Origin of the sequence: Streptomyces sp. NPDC018964, assembly GCF_044390325.1 — a bacterium.
Lineage (GTDB): Bacteria > Actinomycetota > Actinomycetes > Streptomycetales > Streptomycetaceae > Streptomyces.
On sequence record NZ_JBIRYZ010000011.1, the window covers coordinates 151,546 to 170,210 of the forward strand.

The following is an 18,665-nucleotide window of genomic DNA, read 5'->3' on the forward strand; positions in this document are numbered from 1 at the left end:
TACTGTCGTTCGCCCTGCCCGATGTCATTCTCCCACCGGTAGAGGACGAAGACACGGGCCGGTCAGTTCGCCGTGCGGACGGTGAGTTCGCCGTCGCCGGTGCGCGCGGTCACCACGTGGGAGCTGGAGTCGTCGCGGGGCACGGACACGTTCTCGGCGCCGTCACCGGCCCCGGTGTCCACGCGGTAGGAGGCACGCGGCAGGTCGATCGTCAGGGAACCGTCGCCGCTGCGGGAGTCCACCAGGTCGGGCACGGCGGCCAGTTCGAGGTGGACCGAGCCGTCACCGCTGCGGGCGCGCACCGTACGGGAGGAGACCTCCGCGCGTACGGACCCGTCGCCGGTGCGCAGTTCCAGCGGCCCGGTGGAGTCCGTGACATGGACCGAACCGTCTGTCGTACGGATGCTCAGCGCGTCGCGGAAGCCCCACGCCCGCACGCTGCCGTCCTTCTCCTCGACCTTGACGGAGACTCCGCGCGGCACCTCGATGCGGTGCTTGGTGGAGCAGTCGGCGACGATTCCGGAGCACTTCTCCCGCAGCACCAGCCGGTCGCCGTCCATGGACCAGGTGACCTTCGGGTCCGAGCCGATGGCGACGGTGCCCTGGAACCACCGGGTGACCTCGACCTTGCCCGGGGCGTTCTCGTCCGAGGCGACGATCTCGAGGGCGGATTCGTCGGAGTCGACGGTGAGGGTCCTGCCGGGCAGGTCGAAGGACCGGCGGTCGGGCTCGTCGTCGTCGGTGGCCGATGCCCCGCAGGCGCTCACGCCCGCGACGATCACCACGGTGGCCCCGGTGAGGGCGAGGACGCGTGTCCACGCGGCACGGGTGCCGGCGGCGGACTCGGTGGTGCGGGTGGTGCGGGCGGTGCGGGTCATGACGGTCTCCCCCCGGGACGGACGGTGGCGCTCTCCGGCGGTGTCCGAGCGCTCTTCGACCGTACGGACCGGGGGGCCGCCGGGGGATCCGGGCGGCTGGCGGATCCGGGGTGGGGATATCCCCCGGTGATCGCCGGTGAGGGAATCACTTCCCTGGTCTGTGGTACTTTCCCTTCGTCTCGCAAGGTACCGGTTCGGGCTGGACCGCGACCTTCGGGTTGGAAGCCCCCCTCTTCAGGTGGGGGAGCGGAGTCACGTAGGCTGTCGACTCGACCTGGGCACACGGCCCGGGCCTCGGGTGCGTAGCTCAGGGGTAGAGCGCCTGCCTTACAAGCAGGATGTCGGCGGTTCGAAACCGTCCGCGCCCACCGGGACACAGGGCCTCCGGAGTCGCTCCGGAGGCCTTTGTCGTCGTGCCTCCTCGGTCCTTCCGCCCGTCCTACGAGGACTCCTCGGTGTCCTCGCGGGTGTGCTTGAGCCGGGAACGGGCGTGCACGCGATCGGCGCCGGTGAGTTCGGCCCAGTGGCGGTGGGTGCTGACGAACACCGCGAGTTCGTGCTCCCGTTGTCGGAGCTTCTCCACCTCGGCCTGTTCGTCGGCGGTCCAGCCGGGCGAGGCGGGGCGCTCGACCTTGCGCCAGCCGTTGTCGTCGCTGAACCCGTCGAGAGGTTCGACCGACCAGGGGAGCCGCTTCAGCAGGGCCGACAACTCGGCCCTGACCTGGTGCAGTTCCTCCTGACCGGCGAGGAGGTCATTCGGAAAGTCATAGGTCGCAGCCACGCCTCAATGATACGCCTGTTCGATTTTGAGTGGCGAGTTACCGAGGGGGCGCGTCAGACTGAGGGCATGTGCCGGAGCATCAAGACCCTGCGTCCGCCCGTGCAGCCCGAGCGGGCCACGGAAGAGGAGATCCGGGCCGCCGCCCTGCAGTACGTGAGGAAGGTGTCCGGCTTCCGGGCACCGGCCGCCCACAACCGAGAGGTGTTCGACCGGGCGGTGGAGGCGATCGCCTCGGCGACGGCCGAGTTGCTGGACGGGCTGGAGGTGCGCGGGGGCGCGGCGCGGCGGGTGACGGAGTAGGTTCACCGGTGCCAGGGCTGGGCGGGGGCGCGTTACGCAGCCCGGCATTTGCGGGGTGCCTTCCCCGTTCCCGGCTTCTCCCTCATTCTCGACTTCCGCTCGGGCGAGGGGACTCCCATCGTCCTGGAGGCACCTACCGGGCCCTCAAGGCGCTGTAGGGAGGTACGACTGCCCGCAGTTGAGGAGGAGGGCCTCGCCCCGGTGGTGCGGTTGCCCGCGGGGCCTAGGAAGCCTCCGAAGGCCGCGGTCGCCGCATCAGGTACCCCGCCCCCGCCCCCGCCGCGAACAGCGCGCCCACCGACACCGCCGTGGCCAGCCAGGTCGCGCCCAGCCATTGGGCGCCGAAATAACCGAGGGCCACGCTGTACGCGGCCCAGGACAGCCCCGCCAGGGCGGACCAGGGGAGGAAGTCGCGGGCGCGGTGGCGCGCGGCGCCGGCGCCGAGGGAGACCACCGAGCGCCCGGCCGGGGCGAAGCGGGCGAGGACGACGAGGGCGCCGCCGCCCCGGGCGAGCGCCGCGCCGAGACGTTCCTGCGCGCTCCTGAGCCGCCGCGACCGGGCGATCGCCTTGTCCAGACGGGCGCCGCCGCGCCAGGCGAGGCGGTAGGCCACCAGGTCGCCCAGGACGGATGCGGTGGCGGCGCACAGCGTCAGCACCAGGATGTCGGGTACGTCGGCCGCCGTGCCCGCGGCCGCCGCCGTGGCCGCGGTGATCACCAGGACTCCGCTGGGCAGGACCGGGAGGAACACGTCGAGCAGGACCGAGAGGGCCACCACCGCATAGATCCACGGGCTGCCGACCAGCGACCCCAGACTCTCCACCCGAACTCCCCGTGGCTCCCCCGCGGGCCGCGCCGTGCCGCGCCGTCGCGGGGAGCGGCAGGAGTGGCAGGGGGTTGCCCATGACAGCCACACAGCGTACGCCCGGTGAGTGACGGAAAGGTCACGAGGGGTTCGTGTGGTGGGCGTCCGGAGTTCCCCTTCCGTTCCCCCGAGCAAAGGGGAAGAGGGCCCTCCTCATATAAGGGGAGGGCCCCCGTACGCCACGCGGGAGGGGGTTCCGTGCGGCGTACGGGAGAGGGCTCCCGTACGCCGCACGGGAGAGGGCCCCGTACGGCCGCCCGGCGGGGAGGACGGTCAGGCCGTCACCGGGGTCCGCTCCGCCTCCCGTTCGTCGTTCACCGACGAGCGCCTGGTGAGCAGGCGGTCCAGGCCGAAGGCTCCGGAGCCGGTGAACACCAGCAGGAGCATGGCCCAGCAGTACATGGCCGCGCTCTCGCCGTTGTTCTCCATCGGCCACAGGGCCTGGGGCTGGTGGACCTTGAAGTACGCGTAGGCCATCGAGCCGGACGAGATGAACGCGGCGGCGCGGGTGCCGAGGCCGAGCATGACCAGGGTGCCGCCGACGAGCTGGATCAGGCCCGCGTACCAGCCGGGCCAGGTGCCGGCCTCGACGGTGCTGCCGTTGCCGTCCGTGCCGCCGAGCAGACCGAGCAGGGAAGCGGCGCCGTGGCAGGCGAAGAGCAGTCCGATGACGATGCGGAACATGCCCAGGGCATATGGCTGCGCGCTGTTGAGGCGTTCGGTCATGTGGGGGTCTCCTTCGGTCAGGCCGGCCCCCGGGTGGGGCCGGTCCGGGGGGACGGAACCGAGTCGACCTCCCACGCTAGGTGCCCCCGACGAGTACTTGCAAGTTCAACATTTGGCCATGGGTTTACCCCTGCCTGACCGGCCGGGCGCCCGTTCCCACCCGGTCGAGGTGCCCGTTCCCGCCCGTTCGGGCGCCGCTCCCGCCGGTCGGGGCGGCCCGCTCCCTCCGGCCGGTGCGGCGTCCGCTCCGGTCTTCATGACCGGCAACGTGACCGAATCCGCACCATGGTTCACAGCAGACTCACAGGTTCACCGGCTCAGCCGGGTCTCCGTCACGCTCCTGAGCCGTGTCCCGGTCTCCTCCTGCCGCGCGTGCTCCAGCCGCAGCACCGCCGAGCGCCCCTCGGCCGTCAGCGTCATGAGCTGGTTGCCGAACCAGGGCCCGCCCGTCTTGCGCCAGGTGACCGGCGCCGGGGCGAGGCGGCCGTGCCGTGCGAACAGGCGGCCGAGGAGCCGGGCGGCGCCACCCCAGCCCACGCGGAAGCCGAGCCTCATCGACAGCGGGATGGAGTTGTGGACGGGGGAGCAGGTCAGCTGCACCACCCGGGAGTCCGGTCCGGTACCGGCCGGCCAGCTCGGCTCGGCGACGTAGGCGTGATGGACGTCCCCGGAGAGCACGCACACCGTCGCCGGTGCCTGCGGCCCCGTACCGGTCTCGGCGATCAGCTCCGCCAGCTCGCCGAACGACTCCGGGAAGGCCGCCCAGTGCTCCAGGTCCGCCCCGCGCCGCAGCTTCTCCCCGAGCCGTGCCCAGCGGGGGCCCTTGTCACCCCGGCACAGCACGGAACTCCATGCCTCGACGTCGTGCACCAGGTGGGGCAGCAGCCAGGGCAGGGACGTGCCGATGAGCAGGTGGTCGTAGGAGCCGCGCCCGTCGAGGGCCTGTTCGCGCAGCCAGTCGGCCTCGGCGCGGTCGAGCATGGAGCGCCGGCCCTCCTCCAGGACGCGGGCCGCGCGGCTGTCGACCATCAGCAGGCGCACCCGGCCGAAGTCGCGCCGGTAGCTCCAGCGCACGGTGGCCGCGTCCGCCTCGGCCCGGGAGGCGAAGGCGCGCAGCGCGTCGGTGCCGTCGTCGGCCGCCCGGACGGACGCGTACAGCGGGTCGGCCTCGATCTCGGCGGGGGAGAGGTTGCCCAGGTGCTGGTACACCCAGTACGACATCAGACCGCTGAGCACCCGCTCCCGCCACCACGACGTGTCCCGCATGTCGGCGACCCAGGAGGCGGAGGTGTTCCAGTCGTCGATCACGTCGTGGTCGTCGAAGATCATGCAGGTGGGCACGGTGGACAGCAGCCAGCGCACCTGCGGGTCGAGCCAGGACTCGTAGTAGAGGTGGGTGTACTCCTCGTAGTCCGCGACCTGGCCGCCCGGGGGCTCGTCCAGGTCGCGGCGGGTGGCGAGCCAGGCGCGGGTGGCGTCGGAGGTCTCGTCGGCGTACACCTGGTCGCCGAGGAGCAGCAGGACGTCGGGGCGTTCGCCGTCCGGGTCGGCGGCGATGCGTTGCGCCAGGGCGTCCAGGGCGTCCGGGCCGACCGGGTCGGGCTCCCCGGTGGGCGGCGAGGCCCAGCGGCAGGAGCCGAACGCGATGCGCGTGCGGTCGCCGGGGCCCGGGGTGGGGATGACGGACGGCGGGAGCGACGGGAAGGGGTCCTCGGCCGGCGGCCACACCCGTGTGTCGTCCAGGAAGACCTCGTACGGGGTGGACGTTCCCGGCGTGAGGCCGGTGACGTGGACGAGCGCGTAGTGGTGATCCGCGATCCGGAAGGTGCCGGCCGTCCCGCCGGCGCCGTCCGCGCAGCGCACCCCGACGGTGCCCGGCCGTCCGGTCTCGACCCAGACGGTCGCGGACGAGCCGTCGACGTACCTCAGCAGTGGTCCGAGCCGTAGTCCGGCCATGGGTGACCCCTTCCTCCGTCGCTCCGTACGGTACGCAGCGACGGAGGCCACCGGGGAGATTTGCGCACCCGGAGGTTTCGGCGGTTCGCTCAGGGGCTCGCGCTCAGCAGCTCGCGAGGTGGTTCTGCAGGGCGGACTTCTCGGCGGAGTCGACCGACAGGCCGTAGTAGTACTTCACCTGGACCCAGGCGCGGACGTAGGTGCAGCGGTAGGCCGTACGCGACGGCATCCAGGTGGCCGGGTCCTGGTCGCCCTTGGCCTGGTTGACGTTGTCCGTGACGGCGAGGAGCTGCGGGCGGGTCAGGTCGTTGGCGAAGGACTGGCGCCGCGAGGTGGTCCAGGAGTCGGCGCCGGAGTCCCAGGCCTCGGCGAGCGGCACCAGGTGGTCGATGTCGACGTCGGAGGCGGCGGACCAGGTGGCGCCGTCGTACGGGGAGTACCAGCTGCCGCTGGTGGCGGCGCAGGAGGAGTCGGTGACGACGCCCGAGCCGTCGCGCTTGAGGACGGTCTCGCGGGTGTTGCAGGTGCCGGACTGGGTGATCCAGTGCGGGAAGAGGTCGCGGTCGTAGCCGGTGCGGTCCTCGGTGGCCACGGTGAGCGAGGCGAGGTAGCCGCGGGCGGTGGTGGCGCTGACCGGGGTGGGGAGGGCGGCGAAGGCGGTCGGCCCGTTGAACAGGCCGGCGGAGGCTATGAGTCCGGTGAGCGCCGCGACTGTGCTGAGCCGTCGACGCGCGTAGAACTTCGACATGCGAACTCCCTCGTGGGATGGGTTCGTTGGCGTGCGGGCAGGGGAATGCTCGCGACGCCGTGTGACCGGCGGGGGTGGGCCCGGTAAGAAGCTAATGACGTGTTCATGACACGTCTATGGTTCGGGTGTGAAGTTTCCGCGTGCGACGGCCGGTGCGGGCCTCGCGTACCATGGACGGCGCAGAAGGGGAGTAGCTCTTCGCCGGACCGTCGACACACTGCTCAGCACGCCTGAGCCGGCGCCCGGAGGCGGGCCTCGTGACGCGAGGCCGGCCAGCGAGACCTTCGGCAAGCAGTGCACGCCCGTGCCGTACGGCACGGGTGCCGCGTGTGCTGCCGTGCCGAGGTGTCCCGTGGAAATCGCGCAGCACTCTCGGTGGGGCAGTCCCGACCGATTGAGGAACCGTTGATCAGCCTGACCGTGACGGCCGTCGTCTTCGGCGTCGTCTTCCTCGCCGAACTGCCGGACAAGACCGCGCTCGCCGGCCTCGTCCTCGGCACCCGCTACCGCGCCTCCTACGTCTTCGCCGGTGTCGCCGCCGCCTTCGCGCTCCACGTCGCGCTCGCGGTGGCGGCCGGCAGCGTGCTCACGCTGCTGCCGCAGCAGATCGTGCACGCGATCACGGGTGTGCTCTTCCTGGGTGGCGCGGCGGTGCTGCTGATGAAGAAGGACGAGGACGAGGAGGAGGTCCGCAAGCCGGAGAACCAGTCCTTCTGGAAGGTCTCCGGGGCCGGGTTCATGCTGATCCTGGTCGCCGAGTTCGGTGATCTGACGCAGATCATGACGGCCAACCTTGCCGCCCGCTACGACGACCCGCTCTCCGTCGGCCTGGGTGCGGTGCTCGCGCTGTGGTCGGTGGCCGGACTCGGCATCGTCGGCGGGAAGGCGCTGATGAAGCGGGTCCCGCTCAAGCTGATCACGCAGATCGCGGCGCTGCTGATGCTGGGCCTGGGTGTGTGGAGCCTGTGGGAGGCGGTCGCCGGGTGACGCCCGCCGCGCGGACCCCGCGCGGCGACGGCGGGCCGAAGCGTCGGTGAACGCTCGGCGAAGGCGGTGGCGGGATGCCGGGTTTGTTTTGTACCGTGGATGAACAAAGTGGCTCCCGCCCGTTTTCCCTGACCGGCGGGCGGGGTCACTCTGTCCCTCCCCCGGGCCACCCCGCCCGGAGCCCTCTCCTCCGCGCCTTGGAGCTGCCGATGACGGCCACCGCCGTACTCACCGCCCGCGCCCTCCTGCTGGACATGGACGGCACCCTCGTCAACTCCGACGCCTCCGTCGAGCGCGTCTGGCGGCGCTGGGCCGACCGGAACGGGCTCGACGGCGACGAGGTCATGAAGGTCGTGCACGGGCGCCAGGGGTACGCCTCGATGGCCCTGCTGCTGCCCGACCGCCCGATGGAGCAGAACCACGCCGACAACGCCCGCATGCTCGCCGAGGAGACCGCGGACACCGAGGGCGTCGTCGAGGTGCCGGGCGCCCGCGCGTTCCTCGCCTCCCTGAAGGGGCTGCCGCACGCGCTGGTGACCTCCGCCGACGTCGCCCTGTCGACGGCGCGGATGGCCGCCGCCGGCCTCGAGCAGCCCGAGGTACGGGTGACGGCGGAGTCCGTCGGCGCGAGTAAGCCCGACCCCGAGGGCTTCCTGAAGGGCGCGGCGGAACTGGGCGTGGACCCGGCCGACTGCGTGGTCTTCGAGGACTCCGGCGCGGGCATCGCCGCGGGCCGCGCAGCCGGGATGCGGGTCGTGGGCATCGGCACCCGGGCCGGCTTCCACCGCCCGGACGTGGTCGTGCCCGACCTGACCCGGGTACGGGTGGAGGCCGCGGCCGACGGCACGATCCGGCTCCACGTCACGGAGTAGCCGCGGGCCGGGCCCCTCACGGCTCCCGGGTGTCCGCCTCCAGGCGGGCCCGCGTCCGCGGACCGTAGACACCCAGTTCGTCCTGGAGGCCCTGGGACCACTGGTAGCTGCGCAGGGCGTTCTCCACGCCGTGGTCGAACCGGCCGTGGAACTCGTCGTTGTAGAGCCACTTCTGGTGCAGGCGCTGCTGCAGTTCGACGACTTCCGGACCCCGGTCGCCGCGGCGCAGCACCGGGCCGGTGGCGCCGCCTTCGTCCTCCCCCGTGTCCTCCGCGTCCTCCGTGTCCTCGGCGGAGTCGGTCGACGCCGTGGTCGTCGGGGTCGGGGACGATTCGGCGGACCCCGACGGGCTCGCCGAGGCGGTGGACGCCGACGGCGACGGCGAGGCCGACGCGCTCGCGCTCGCCGACGGGGAGCCCGACGGGGAGGCGGACGACGTCGGCGCGGCGGAGGGCGCGCCGGCCGTCGGCTCCGCGGAGGGCGGGGCGGACGACGGGTCCGGGACGCCCGCCCTGACCTCCTCCGGCGCCGCGCCGTCCCGGGACGGCGTCTCGTAGGAGAACAGTCCGCTCGCCCACCCCGCCGCCCCCACCACGGCGACCACGGCCCCGGCGACCGCGACCAGCGTTCCGCGCCGGCGCCGGCGCGACGGTGTCCCGTCGGTGCGGGCCGGATCGTCGGTGCGGGCCGGACCGGCGGGCGCGGCGGGGACGGCCGCGAGGGGCCGCGTGGTGTCGAACAGGTGCAGATCGGTGGCGTTCGGCCGGGACGTCCCGGGGGCCAGCGGCGTGGGGAGGACGGACGTCGCGTCCGCCGCTCCGGGCGCCGCCTCCGGCAGGACGGCACGCAGGGCCATGGTCTCGTCGGCCGACCCCGAGGTCCCGGACCCCTCCGCGGGCGTCTCCGGCGTGTTCGCGGGCTCCGCGGCCCCCGCCGCCTCCGCCCCGTCCGGCGCGGCCGGCCCGGTCCCGCCGTCCAGCTCGACGTACGGACGTATGCGCAGCGGGTCGAAGTCCTCCGCGGCGGCCGCCTCCGCCGTACGGGCGTCGCGAAGGGCGTCGGACGCACGCAGGGTGCAGGCGCACGACGGCGTGTTGTCGCTGTTCCTGGGCGCACCGCACTCCGGGCACGGGTTTCCGTTCGGCTGTTCCACGTGTTCGTCCCTCCCCTCGTGAACTCCAGAGATTATGCAGATCTTCTTCACAGCCCCGTCCGCACGCCCCCGGAATCTGGACTTCCGGCAGGACTCAACAGGCCATAACGGGTCACTCCGATCACGATGGAGGGTGGAACCAGGATTCTGTGGAGGTCTTCATGGCCGGGGACACGCACCGTACGGCGCCGAAGACGGGCAGCGCGGGACCTGCGCCCGGCGGGCCGTCCGCCCGTGACACCGGCGGCCCGGAGCACGTGTCCGGGAACGTCCTGGTCTCGATCGGCGCCCTGCTCCTCGGCCTGCTGCTCGCCGCCCTCGACCAGACCATCGTCGCCACCGCGCTGCCCACCATCGTCAGCGAACTGGGCGGCCTGGAGCACCTGTCCTGGGTGGTCACCGCGTACCTGCTGGCCTCCACCGCCGCGACCCCGCTGTGGGGCAAGCTCGGCGACCAGTACGGGCGCAAGAAGCTCTTCCAGACCGCCATCGTGATCTTCCTGGTGGGCTCCGCGCTGTGCGGAGCGGCGCAGGACATGTCCCAGCTGATCGCGTTCCGCGCGCTCCAGGGCCTGGGCGGCGGCGGGCTGATCGTGCTGTCGATGGCGATCGTCGGCGACCTCGTACCGCCCCGCGAACGCGGCCGCTACCAGGGCCTGTTCGGGGCGGTGTTCGGCGCGACGAGCGTCCTGGGGCCCCTGCTCGGCGGACTGTTCACCCAGCACCTGAGCTGGCGCTGGGTGTTCTACATCAACCTGCCCGTCGGGATCGTCGCGCTCGCCGTGATCGCGACGGTGCTGCACATCCCGCGCCGGCGGACCAAGCACGTCATCGACTACCTCGGCACCCTCCTCATCGCCTCCGTCGCCACCTGCCTGGTGCTGGTCGCCTCCCTCGGCGGCACCACCTGGGAGTGGGCCTCGCCGCAGATCATCGGGCTCGCGGTGCTCGGCGCGCTGCTCGCCGTGGCCTTCGTGGCGGTGGAGCGGCGGGCCGCCGAGCCCGTACTGCCGCTGAAGCTGTTCCGGGTGCGCACGTTCACGCTCTCCGCCGTGATCAGCTTCATCATCGGCTTCGCCATGTTCGGCGCGATGACCTACCTGCCGACCTTCCTCCAGGTGGTCCACGGCATCACCCCGACCATGTCCGGCGTGCACATGCTGCCGATGGTGGCCGGCATGCTGCTCTCCTCCACCGGCTCCGGGCAGATCGTCAGCCGCACCGGCCGCTGGAAGGTGTTCCCGATCGCCGGGACCGCCGTCACCACCCTCGGACTGCTGCTGCTCCACCGGCTCGACGCGGACAGCTCCACCGCCGGGATGAGCGCGTGCTTCTTCGTCTTCGGCCTCGGACTCGGCCTGGTGATGCAGGTCCTGGTGCTGATCGTGCAGAACGCCGTCCCCTACGAGGACCTCGGCGTCGCCACCTCCGGTGCGACCTTCTTCCGCTCCATCGGCGCCTCCTTCGGCGTCGCCATCTTCGGCACGATCTTCGCGAGCCGCCTCGGCGGCGAGCTCACCGACGCCTTCCGGGGAGAGCGGCTCCCGCCCGGCGTCTCCGCCGACTCCCTGGAGGCCGACCCGCGCGGCATCGCCGCCCTGCCGCCCGCCCTGCGCCCGCCGGCGATCGACGCGTACGCCACCGCCATCACCGACGTCTTCCTGTACGCCGTACCCGTCGCCCTCCTCGGCTTCGCGCTGGCCTGGTTCCTCAAGGAGGACCGGCTGCGCGCCTCGGTCACCGCGCCCGACGTCACCGAGACGCTCGCCAGCAACCCCGTGGAACGGTCCTCGTACGACGAGGTGTGCCGCGCGCTGTCGGTGCTCGGCACCCGCGAGGGACGCCGCGAGATCTACCGGAGGATCACCGACCGGGCGGGCTACGACCTGCTGCCCGCGACGAGCTGGCTGCTGCTGCGGATCAGGAGGTACGGCTCGGTGGAACCGGCCCGGCTCGCCGAACGCGGCCCCGTCCCGCTGAACGTCGTCCTCGAGGCCGCCCGACAGGCCGAGATACGGCACCTCGCCGTGCGCCGGGGCCTCGACATGGAGCTCACCGGTGAGGGGCGCGAGGTGACGGAGCGGCTGGCGCGGGCCCGCGAGGAGTCGCTCGCCGAGCTGCTCGGCGACTGGTGGGGGCCGGACCGACCGACCGACCTGGTGCACCTGGTGCACGAGCTCAACGACGAGCTGTGCGGCTCCCGGGGCGAACGCCCGCACGACGCGCGGCCGGTGGCACGGGCCGGCTGAGGTGCGCCCCCGGCCCGGTCCGCGCGTGGCCGGGCCGGGCGTACAGCGCCCGCGCCTCGACGAGGTCCCCGCGCGTGTCCAGGACCCTCCTCCGGGTGGCGTCCGGGGCACGGGCCGCGTCCTGGGTGGCGCGCACCAGCGGCGGGCCCGCGGGCGGACGAGCGGTGGCGGACCGTGACGGTCCCGCACTGTTTGTGCGTGAACCTTCGGGCAACCCGGAAGGCGAACCGGCTCGCGAGGAGCGCCGGCCCGGTCGAGAACCCGGAAGGCATTCATGTCCACTGGCTTGATCATTGCGTTGATCGTGATCGTCGCGGTCGCCGTCGTCGCGGCCGTACTGATGTCGCGGGCCCGCGGCCCGCGGCACGGCACCGGTCTGAAGCGGCGCTTCGGACCCGAGTACGACCGTGCCGTCGCCCGGCACGACGGGGACACCAAGGCCGCCGAGCGGGAGCTCGCCGAGCGCCTGGAGCGCCACGGCGACCTGCGCGTACGGCCCTTGGAGCCCACCGAGCGGGAGAGGTACGAGGCGCGCTGGACGGCGATCCAGGAGCGGTTCGTCGACGCGCCGCGGGACGCGGTCGCCGAGGCGGACCGGCTGATCGCCGAACTTGCCGCCGCGCGGGGCTTCCCCGCCGACGGGCACTACGAGGACCAGCTCGCCGCGCTGTCCGTGCACCACGCCCACCACGTCGAGGGCTACCGGCGCGTGCACCGGGTGGCGCAGGCCGGCGCGAACGGCGCGCACGACGGTGGTGCGGGCACCGAGGAGATGCGCGAGGCCGTCGTCGAGGCCCGCGCGCTGTTCGAGGAATTGGTGCGGCCGTCCCGGCACGAGGCCGGACGCCATCGCGCCGGGGCGGACGGCCACCGTACGTCCCCGGCCGAGGGCCGCGGCCACCGCACGCCGTCGTTGTTCCACCGGCACCAGACGAAGGAGAGCTGAGCGATGACCGACGCGACCCGCCGCCCCGGCGACATCCCGCCCGCCGAGGAGCACCGCGCCACCCCCGGCGTCCGGAACGACGCCACCGACGGCCCGGGCATCCGGATCCCCGGCGCCCGTGAGGAGGCCGGCCGCACCGCCCCGGCCCCCGACGGCGAGAGCCCGCTGGTCGCCGCGCACCCGCAGCAGGGCACCACCACCCCTACGAACACCGCCCCCACGGACACCGGCATCGGTACGCATGACGACGGCGACCGGGTCCCGGTCGGTACCGGCACCCACCACGACGGCGACCGGACCCCCGCCGCCCGCCTTCTCCGGCTCGACGACACCGACAAGCTCACGGCGCGGTTGCAGCACGCCGTGGCCGGCTTCGTCGACGCGCCGCGGGACGCCGTGCAGGAGGCCGACCGCGCACTGCAGGAGCTCACCGAGCGCTTCACGGAGGCGGTCACCGAGCGGCGCCGCACCCTGCGGCGGTCCTGGCAGGACGACGGCGCCGGCGAGGGCGGGGCCGGGGCGGCGACCGACACCGAGCAGCTGCGGCTCGCCCTGCGGGACTACCGCGAGCTGGCGGAACGGCTGCTACACGCCTGAGCCGTCCGGCCCGCCCGCCGCCGCCCGGCGCTCCCGCCACCGCCGTACGACGTCCTCGACGTCGTACGGCTTCTTGCCCAGCGGGGGGCCGGGCGGCGGCTTGAACATCATGTCGCTGATCTTCGCGTTGATCTCCGTGAGGATCTTCCGGACGATCCGCTCCGAGGGCGCCGCGAGGGCTGCCTCCAGCGCGTCCTCGGCCTCCTTGCGCAGAGCCAGCGTCGGCGGCAGCACCGAGAAGCCCTCGCGGGCCATCTTCCGCTTGACCCACCACAGTTCGTCGTAGGTGGTCTCGACCTCGCGGGGGAGTGGCTTGCCCGCCCCCGCCAACTGCTCGAACTCGCCGCGCGCCTCGGCATCACGGATCTGCCTGTCGACCCAGGACTCGAAGTCGACGCCGGGTGGCTTTCGCTCGGTCATGAGGCCATTGTGCCGGACGCCGTGCAGCCGGGCGTTTTATCATTCGGCGGCAGCGGGGCCGGGCCTCTCCGGTCCGCAAGGACGTCTCAGGAGGAGCCCACGTGCTCGAACTCACCATGGCCGCGGTGTCCGCGGCGGAAGCGGGCGCCACGGCCGGCATGCTCATGGCCGACGCGCCCAGCGAGCCGGGCACCGTGCTGCGAGTGGGCCGGGACAAGTCGCTGTGCCGGCTCTCGACGCCGGACGACTGGCTGTTCGTCTCGCGCGTCCACCTGGAGTTCCAGTGCGCGCCGGACGGGACCTGGCAGCTGACCTGGCTGCGCGGCTCCCTGCCCGACCCGTCCTCCGAGGTGCGGCTGACCGTGGGCGAGTACACCCAGCCGGTCGCCTACGGCGGCAGCGTGGCGCTGCCCCGGGGCGGCAGCGGCGAGGTCGTCATCCAGGACCGCACCGCCCCGCGCAGCGTCAACGTGGGCTTCTACCACGACGTGTAGAACCACGACGTGCGGAGCACCGGGCTCAGGCTCAGGCCAGCACCCGGGCCAGTGCGAAGCCGTCGTAGTCCTTGGCGCCGACCGTCTGGACCGCCGTACCGCTCAGCCGGGGGTGGTCGCCGATCAGGTCGAGGGCGGCGCGGGTGCCCAGCACGTCCGGGTCGGTGTTGTCCGGGTCGGCCACCCGGCCGCCGCGCACCACGTTGTCGAGGATGATCAGGCTGCCCGTGCTGGTCAGCCTGAGCGCCCACTCCATGTAGTGCGGGTTGTTCGCCTTGTCGGCGTCGATGAAGACCAGGTCGAACGGCGGCGGGTTCTCGTCGGCCAGCCGGGGCAGCGACTCCAGGGCCGCGCCCACCCGTACCTCGACCTGCTTGTCGAGCCCCGCGCGGGCGATGTTGCGGACGGCGACCTCGGCGTGGCCGGGGTCGTACTCCAGGGAGATCAGCCGCCCGTCGGCGGGGAGGGCGCGGCCCAGCCAGATGGTGCTGTAGCCGCCGAGCGTGCCGATCTCCAGGATGTGCCGGGCCCCCTGCAACTGGGCGAGGAGCTGGAGCAGCTTGCCCTGCAGCGGTGAGACGGCGATCGGCGGGAGGCCGGCGGCGTCGCTGTCGCGCAGGGCGGCCGCCAGGGCGTCGTCGGGGGCGTCGGGCAGGAGGCGGCCGGTGAAGTAGTCGTCCACCTCGTGCCAGAGCTGTGACTCGCTCATGCGCCTGTACCTTCCGTACGGCTGTCAGCCAGTCTGGCTGGTGCCGCTGACGAAGATACGCCGTGCCCCTCTCCCCGTCAGGCGTTCTCCCGGTGTGTCCCGGCCGCCCCGGCCTCCAGCGACGGCGCCGACCCCGGCAGCGGGCGGCCCGCCGACTCGGCCATGCGCCACACCGCGAAACCGCCGACCACGGCCGCCGCCATCATGTAGTAGGCGGGCATCATCATGTCGCCGGTCGCGCCGATCAGGGCCGTGACCACCAGCGGGGTGGTGCCGCCGAACAGGGACACCGAGACGTTGAAGCCGATCGACAGCGAGCCGTAACGCACCCGGGTCGGGAACAGCGCGGGCAGCGCGGACGGCATGGCGGCGGTGAAGCACACCAGCAGCAGGCCGAGCGCGCCCATGCCGGCGGCGACCGCGAGCAGACCGCCGTCGCGGATCAGCAGCAGGGCCGGCACGGAGAGCACCAGGAACCCGGCGCAGCCGGCCGCGATCACCGGACGGCGGCCGACCCGGTCGGTCAACGCGCCGGCGAACGGCTGGACGACCATCATCAGCACCATCACGCCGAGCACGACGACCAGGCCGTGCGTGGCGTCGTAACCCAGCTCGCTGGTGAGGTAGCTCGGCATGTACGACAGCAGCATGTAGTCGGTGACGTTGAAGACCAGCACCAGGCCCACGCACAGCAGCAGCGCGCGCCACTGGCCGGTGACCATCTCGCGCAGCGGCACCTTCGGGCGCTCGCTCTCGGCCTTGGCGACCTCGGCCGCGAAGGCCGGGGTCTCCTCCAGGCGCATCCGCAGGTACAGGCCGACGATGCCCATCGGGCCCGCGATCAGGAACGGGATCCGCCAGCCCCAGGAGAGCAGGTCCTCGGAGGAGAGCAGCGCCGTCATCAGGGTGACCAGGCCCGCGCCGGCGATGTACCCGGCGAGGGTGCCGAACTCCAGCCAGCTGCCGAGGAAGCCGCGCCGCTTGTCGGGGGCGTACTCGGCGATGAAGGTGGACGCGCCGGCGTACTCGCCGCCGGTGGAGAAGCCCTGCACCAGACGGGCCGCCAGCAGCAGAATGGGGGCGCCGACGCCGATCGCGGCGTAGGAGGGGATGAGGCCGATGGCGAAGGTGCCCGCCGCCATCATGATCATCGTGAGGGCGAGGACCTTCTGCCGTCCCACGCGGTCGCCGAGCGGGCCGAAGACCATGCCGCCGAGGGGGCGGACCAGGAAGGCCGCGGCGAAGGCGCCGAACGTGGACAGCAGCTGGGCGGTGGGGTTGCCCGAGGGGAAGAAGACCTTGCCCAGCGTGACCGCGATGTAGCTGTAGACACCGAAGTCGAACCATTCCATCGCGTTGCCGAGCGCCGCCGCCTTCACGGCGCGCCGGACGAGCGCGGGATCGGTGACGGTGGGCGCGGTGGGGGCGGAGGTGTGCGCGGTGCCGGATTCCGGCGAGGCCTTCCGCGTGGACGGGGGAGCGGCGACCGTGGCAGTGGTCAAAACTTCGCTCGCCTACCTTTCGACGGGAACAGGGGCGGGTCCGCGCGGCGGCGCTGTCGGGCGGGCCGAAAAGACGACGATAGGCGCACTTGTCCCCTCTACGGGCGGTATGCGAATAGCTGCACACTGCACATAAATGTGCTGTACGCAGGGGCGCAGCCCCGCGCCGGGGCGCTCCGTCCGGTGGTTCGTTGTGACCCTTCTCGCGCCGTTCGCGTACAACGTGATTCCCCACGGACTATCGTCATCCGGACAAAAGCGAGAGGGACGTCAGGTGAAGCCGCGGTTTCCCACGTCCCTCTCCAGGGGTGGCGCGAGCCTCACAGGGGTTCGTGAGGTGAATCCCCACGCACGGGACGCAGAGGCGAAACGGGCGGGAGGCCGATGAGGCGTGGCGAACGCGGACCGCGGTGGGCGACCGGCGGAGGCCCTCGGGGCGACAGCGACAACGGCGGCGACAGCGGCAGAGGCGGGCGGCCCCCGGGCGCGGTTGCGCGCCGCGCGCCTGGCCCTGTGGCTGCTGGCCGCCGTCCTCGCCGTACGCCAGGTCGCCGTCGTCCTCACCACACCGAGCGGGGAACGGCTGACCGCCCTGGAGACCTGGGTGGGCCCCGAGGGCGTCCTGCACGTCAGCGGCTCCCTCTACGACTCCACCCGGTTCACCGGCACCCCCTTCGGCGGGCTCGTCCTCAAACCCCTCACCCGCCCCGCCGAACAGGCCCTCGGCTGGGGCTGGACCTTCGGCACCCTGCTGCTGGTCGTCGCCCTCGGACTGATCGCCGCCCGCGCCCTGCCCCAGCCGGTCGGCCGCCGCACCGCGATCCTCGCCGGACCCGTCGCCATCAGCCTGCTCATGCTGTCCCTGCCGGTGCGCAACACCCTCTGGCTCGGCCAGACCAGCATCATCCCGGTCCTGCTCGTCCTGCTGGGCTGCTTTGTCACCCGCGGCCGGCGCGTCAGCGGCGCACTGATCGGCGTCGCCGCCGCCCTCCAGCCCACCCTCCTCCTCTTCGCCCCGCTGCTGTGGTTCACCGACCGCCGCCGGACCGCCGCCGCCACCGGCGTCACCTTCGCCGCGGCCACCGCGCTCGCCTGGGCCGCGATGCCGCACGACTCCCACACCTACTGGGTCCACCACCTGGCGGGCACCGGCCTCGGCGGCCCCGCAGACGACCTCGCCAACCAGTCCCTGCACGGCGCCCTGCTCCGCCTCGGTCTCCGGGGCCCGCTGGAGACCGGCCTCTTCCTGCTGCTCGGCGCGGCCGTCGCGACCCTCGCCCTGCGCCGCGCGGTGCGCTACGCCCACGACGGCCAGCTCCTGCTCGCGGTCGCCGTCACCGGCTGCGCCGTCGTCGCCGTCTCCCCCACCGCGTGGCAGCACCAGCTGCTGTGGGTGCTGTTCACCGTGGCCGGCCGGGTCGGCGTACGCGCCCGCGACCGCCTGGTGTGGCCCGTCGCCGTCGTCCTGGTGATGACGCTGCCGGCGAGGATGCTGCTGCCGAACGCGGCGCTCCTGCACCCGCTGCGCGACAACGTCGTCCTCCTGGCCGCCCTGGCCGCCGCCACCGCGCTCCCCTTCCTCTTCCGCGGCTCGCCGTCCTTCCGCACGCCGCTCCCGACCCCGTACGCCCCACCCGTCCCGGCCCGCTTCGCGTTCGTCCCGCTGCTGCCGTTCCTGCGCCGGGTGCTCACCCGCCCGAACCTGCTGCTCGAGCTCCTGCTGATCCGCGTCACCTACGCCGCGTACGCCCAGGTCCGCCTCGCCGTGACCGGCGGCAGCAACTCGGCCGGCCGCGACCGGGCCGAGGAACACGGACAGCAGATCCTCGACCTCGAACGCCTGCTCCACCTGGACATCGAGCACGCCGTCAACCACGCCGTGGTGAAGGTCGAATGGCTGCGGGAGTTCTTCGACTTCTACTACACGTCGTTCCACTTCGCCGTCCCGCTGACCGTCCTCGGCCTGCTCTACTGGCGCCGCCCCGTCGACTACCGCTGGGCCCGCGCGAGCCTGGGCTTCGCCACCCTCCTCGCCCTGGTCGGCTTCTGGCTCTACCCGCTCGCCCCGCCCCGCCTCATGCCGGACCACGGCATCATCGACACGGTCCACGGCGTCCAGGACTTCTCCCAGCCCGACTACGGCACGCTCACCCACCTCACCAACCAGTACGCCGCGATGCCGTCCCTGCACTTCGGCTGGTCCCTGTGGTGCGGACTGGTGATCGCGATCATCGCGCCGAGGGTGTGGATGAAGGCGCTGGGCCTCCTCCACCCCCTCTTCACGGCCGCCGCGATCGTCGCCACCGGCAACCACTGGGTGCTGGACGCGGCCGGCGGCGCGGTCGTCGTCGGCGCCGGCTTCGGACTGACGTACCTGTTCCAGGGGCCGCGCGCCCGTACGACGACGGCGGCCGCCGCCGAGGTGGGCAGCGAGCCGCCGGTACCGGCGAAGGACCGCTCTCCGAGCTGATCCGGCGCGTGG

The 18,665-nt window shown here is 72.9% G+C and carries 18 protein-coding genes and 1 tRNA gene; 9 read left to right on the plus strand and 10 right to left on the minus strand.

What is annotated here, in order from left to right:
- Positions 1-62: 62 nt before the first annotated feature.
- Positions 63-878 (minus strand): DUF4097 family beta strand repeat-containing protein, encoded by an 816-nt coding sequence (locus ACH5AO_RS20640; RefSeq protein ID WP_398926626.1) that lies wholly within the window; start codon positions 876-878, stop codon positions 63-65.
- Between the two features lie 296 nt (positions 879-1,174).
- Between ACH5AO_RS20640 and ACH5AO_RS20645 the strand changes: the two genes are divergently transcribed.
- Positions 1,175-1,246: transfer RNA gene (locus ACH5AO_RS20645), tRNA-Val, on the plus strand.
- A gap of 71 nt (positions 1,247-1,317) precedes the next feature.
- On the opposite strand, the gene ACH5AO_RS20650 is transcribed toward ACH5AO_RS20645, so the two are convergent.
- A complete protein-coding gene (locus tag ACH5AO_RS20650) occupies positions 1,318-1,659 on the minus strand; it encodes a hypothetical protein (RefSeq protein WP_398926628.1) in 342 nt (113 codons plus the stop codon).
- Positions 1,660-1,725: 66 nt separating this feature from the next.
- Here ACH5AO_RS20650 and ACH5AO_RS20655 point away from each other — a divergent pair, with 66 nt between their 5' ends.
- Positions 1,726-1,959, plus strand: a complete 234-nt coding sequence (locus tag ACH5AO_RS20655; protein WP_398926630.1) for a DUF2277 domain-containing protein — start codon at positions 1,726-1,728, stop codon at positions 1,957-1,959.
- Positions 1,960-2,182: 223 nt separating this feature from the next.
- Here ACH5AO_RS20655 and ACH5AO_RS20660 read toward each other — a convergent pair whose 3' ends face one another.
- The 4 genes from ACH5AO_RS20660 to ACH5AO_RS20675 all read right to left on the minus strand — a co-directional run bounded on the left by ACH5AO_RS20660 (position 2,183) and on the right by ACH5AO_RS20675 (position 6,254).
- Positions 2,183-2,782 (minus strand): DedA family protein, encoded by a 600-nt coding sequence (locus ACH5AO_RS20660; protein WP_398926632.1) that lies wholly within the window; start codon positions 2,780-2,782, stop codon positions 2,183-2,185.
- Between the two features lie 315 nt (positions 2,783-3,097).
- Positions 3,098-3,550, minus strand: a complete 453-nt coding sequence (locus ACH5AO_RS20665) for a DoxX family protein (protein ID WP_398926634.1) — start codon at positions 3,548-3,550, stop codon at positions 3,098-3,100.
- Positions 3,551-3,859: 309 nt separating this feature from the next.
- Positions 3,860-5,506, minus strand: a complete 1,647-nt coding sequence (locus ACH5AO_RS20670; RefSeq protein WP_398926636.1) for an alkaline phosphatase D family protein — start codon at positions 5,504-5,506, stop codon at positions 3,860-3,862.
- Between the two features lie 103 nt (positions 5,507-5,609).
- On the minus strand, positions 5,610-6,254 hold the full coding sequence (locus ACH5AO_RS20675; protein WP_398926638.1) for an HNH endonuclease family protein: 645 nt from the start codon (positions 6,252-6,254) through the stop codon (positions 5,610-5,612).
- Between the two features lie 405 nt (positions 6,255-6,659).
- On the opposite strand from ACH5AO_RS20675, the gene ACH5AO_RS20680 reads away from it, so the two are divergent.
- Entirely contained in the window at positions 6,660-7,241 is a 582-nt protein-coding gene (locus ACH5AO_RS20680; protein ID WP_398926640.1) for a TMEM165/GDT1 family protein, read from the plus strand.
- Positions 7,242-7,450: 209 nt separating this feature from the next.
- On the plus strand, positions 7,451-8,113 hold the full coding sequence (locus ACH5AO_RS20685) for an HAD-IA family hydrolase (protein ID WP_398926642.1): 663 nt from the start codon (positions 7,451-7,453) through the stop codon (positions 8,111-8,113).
- Positions 8,114-8,129: 16 nt separating this feature from the next.
- Here ACH5AO_RS20685 and ACH5AO_RS20690 read toward each other — a convergent pair whose 3' ends face one another.
- On the minus strand, positions 8,130-9,266 hold the full coding sequence (locus ACH5AO_RS20690; RefSeq protein WP_398926644.1) for a peptidoglycan-binding protein: 1,137 nt from the start codon (positions 9,264-9,266) through the stop codon (positions 8,130-8,132).
- A 161-nt stretch (positions 9,267-9,427) separates the two neighbouring features.
- On the opposite strand from ACH5AO_RS20690, the gene ACH5AO_RS20695 reads away from it, so the two are divergent.
- From ACH5AO_RS20695 to ACH5AO_RS20705, 3 genes are all read left to right on the plus strand, one after another.
- Positions 9,428-11,515, plus strand: coding sequence for an MDR family MFS transporter (locus tag ACH5AO_RS20695; protein ID WP_398926647.1), 2,088 nt, complete (start codon positions 9,428-9,430; stop codon positions 11,513-11,515).
- A 274-nt stretch (positions 11,516-11,789) separates the two neighbouring features.
- Positions 11,790-12,461, plus strand: a complete 672-nt coding sequence (locus ACH5AO_RS20700; protein WP_398926649.1) for a hypothetical protein — start codon at positions 11,790-11,792, stop codon at positions 12,459-12,461.
- A 3-nt stretch (positions 12,462-12,464) separates the two neighbouring features.
- On the plus strand, positions 12,465-13,058 hold the full coding sequence (locus ACH5AO_RS20705) for a hypothetical protein (protein ID WP_398926651.1): 594 nt from the start codon (positions 12,465-12,467) through the stop codon (positions 13,056-13,058).
- Here ACH5AO_RS20705 and ACH5AO_RS20710 read toward each other — a convergent pair.
- Positions 13,047-13,478, minus strand: coding sequence for a DUF1992 domain-containing protein (locus ACH5AO_RS20710; protein WP_398926653.1), 432 nt, complete (start codon positions 13,476-13,478; stop codon positions 13,047-13,049). The two genes, ACH5AO_RS20705 and ACH5AO_RS20710, sit on opposite strands and share 12 nt — an antisense overlap.
- Positions 13,479-13,579: 101 nt before the next feature.
- On the opposite strand from ACH5AO_RS20710, the gene ACH5AO_RS20715 reads away from it, so the two are divergent.
- Positions 13,580-13,972 (plus strand): hypothetical protein, encoded by a 393-nt coding sequence (locus ACH5AO_RS20715; RefSeq protein ID WP_398926655.1) that lies wholly within the window; start codon positions 13,580-13,582, stop codon positions 13,970-13,972.
- Between the two features lie 31 nt (positions 13,973-14,003).
- On the opposite strand, the gene ACH5AO_RS20720 is transcribed toward ACH5AO_RS20715, so the two are convergent.
- Entirely contained in the window at positions 14,004-14,681 is a 678-nt protein-coding gene (locus ACH5AO_RS20720) for an O-methyltransferase (RefSeq protein WP_398926657.1), read from the minus strand.
- Positions 14,682-14,758: 77 nt separating this feature from the next.
- Positions 14,759-16,183, minus strand: coding sequence for a glycine betaine/L-proline transporter ProP (gene proP, locus ACH5AO_RS20725; protein WP_398926659.1), 1,425 nt, complete (start codon positions 16,181-16,183; stop codon positions 14,759-14,761).
- A 391-nt stretch (positions 16,184-16,574) separates the two neighbouring features.
- Between proP and ACH5AO_RS20730 the strand changes: the two genes are divergently transcribed.
- Positions 16,575-18,653, plus strand: a complete 2,079-nt coding sequence (locus ACH5AO_RS20730; RefSeq protein WP_398926661.1) for a bifunctional glycosyltransferase 87/phosphatase PAP2 family protein — start codon at positions 16,575-16,577, stop codon at positions 18,651-18,653.
- The last annotated feature ends 12 nt before the right edge of the window (positions 18,654-18,665 follow it).